The organism is Denitraticella aggregata (genome assembly GCF_048158365.1).
Classification (GTDB): Bacteria; Pseudomonadota; Gammaproteobacteria; order Burkholderiales; family Rhodocyclaceae; genus Azoarcus_F.
The window spans coordinates 1-1,817 of the sequence record NZ_JBLLNL010000033.1; the positions used below are offsets into that span (position 1 = coordinate 1).

A 1,817-nucleotide genomic window follows, 5' to 3' on the forward strand; every position below is an offset into this window, starting at 1 on the left:
TCCAAGCTTCCACCACACATAGGTGGATGATTTCCGACCCTCCTTCCGGAGGGAATCCTTCGGCAAAGTATCCTTACGGCGATGCAGCAAGTTTTCGTTTCATTGACGCATTTCTCGTTCCGCAATGTGACATTGCGAACTCATATATCTGTTTTTGATAGTTAATTTTCTTTCTTATATCTTATATAAGACCTCTTGCTGCAAAGCGAGATGCGCCCTATACTTTTGCCACTGGTGACGAGTCTTGAAAGCAAAGTTCGGCACACGTCTTACGTTTCCGGGGCTGCCGCGCTGGCTCCGTAATCGATTTACTACCCTCCTCAATCCCTGAGTAAAAGGAACCGCCATGACCATGACCCGCGAACAGCAAATCGCCGCCCTCGAAAAGGACTGGGCTGAAAACCCGCGCTGGAAGAGCCTCAAGCGTGGCTACAGTGCAGCTGATGTCGTCCGCCTGCGTGGTAGCCTGCAGCCCGAATACACCCTCGCCCAACGCGGCGCGAAGCTGCTTTGGGAGCGCGTCAACGGCGGCGCAAAGAAGGGTTATGTGAACGCCTTCGGCGCAATCACCGCCGGTCAGGCCATGCAACAGGCCAAGGCCGGACTCGAGGCCGTGTATCTGTCCGGCTGGCAGGTCGCCGCCGACGGCAACACCTCGGAGACCATGTACCCCGACCAGTCGCTGTACGCCTACGACTCGGTGCCGACCATGGTTCGCCGCATCAACAACACCTTTAAGCGCGCCGACGAGATCCAGTGGTCGCGCGGCATCAACCCGGGTGACAAGGACTTCATCGACTACTTCCTGCCGATCGTCGCCGACGCGGAAGCCGGTTTCGGCGGTGTGCTCAATGCCTTCGAACTGATGAAGAACATGATCGCCGCCGGTGCCGCCGGGGTGCATTTCGAAGACCAACTGGCTGCAGTTAAGAAGTGCGGTCACATGGGCGGCAAGGTGCTGGTACCGACCCAGGAAGCGATCGAGAAGTTGATTTCGGCTCGTTTCGCGGCCGACGTCATGGGCGTGCCGACTATCATCCTGGCCCGTACCGACGCTGAAGCCGCCAACCTGATCACCTCCGACCACGACGCCAACGACAAGCCCTTCCTCACCGGTGAGCGCACGCAGGAAGGCTTCTACCGCGTCAAGAACGGTCTCGAGCAGGCCATCAGCCGCGGCGTCGCATACGCCCCGTATGCCGACCTGGTGTGGTGCGAAACCGGCACCCCGGACCTGGGTTTTGCCCGCGAGTTCGCGCAGGCAGTGCATGCTGCCTGCCCGGGCAAGCTGCTGTCGTACAACTGCTCGCCGTCCTTCAACTGGAAGAAGAACCTGGACAACACCACCATCGCCAAGTTCCAGGACGAACTTGCAGCACTGGGCTACAAGTACCAGTTCATTACCTTGGCCGGGATTCACATCAACTGGTTCAACACCTTCAAATTCGCCAACGCGTACGCGAAGGGTGAAGGCATGAAGCATTACGTCGAAATGGTGCAGGAACCGGAATTCGCCGCGCGCGAGCAGGGCTACACCTTCGTATCGCATCAGCAGGAAGTCGGGGCCGGCTACTTCGACGACGTCACTACCGTCATCCAGGGCGGTTCGTCCAGCGTCAAGGCCCTGACTGGCTCCACAGAGGAAGAGCAGTTCCACTGATTTGCTTCTAGCAGTGGGTCCCGCCACGCCGACCCACAACTCCATGAATCAAGGCCGTCCTCCCCCAGGGCGGCTTTTTTATTTGCGCGGGACATTTTGCTCCACTCGTCTCGACTCAGACGCCGTTGAACGTAAGCGATCAGTCCGGCTTACACTG

Annotated in this window: 1 protein-coding gene; it reads left to right on the top strand. The window is 58.4% G+C overall.

All coding sequences use genetic code 11. The features are described 5' to 3' along the window. Positions 1 to 346: 346 nt before the first annotated feature. Entirely contained in the window at positions 347 to 1,660 is a 1,314-nt protein-coding gene (aceA, locus tag ACKVEX_RS16475) for an isocitrate lyase (protein WP_473216827.1), read from the top strand. Positions 1,661 to 1,817: the final 157 nt, after the last annotated feature.

What these genes read in the sequence shown, in the direction of transcription:
- aceA (WP_473216827.1), top strand. Translation starts at nt 347, where the DNA reads ATGACCATGACCCGCGAACAGCAAATCGCCGCCCTCGAAAAGGACTGG.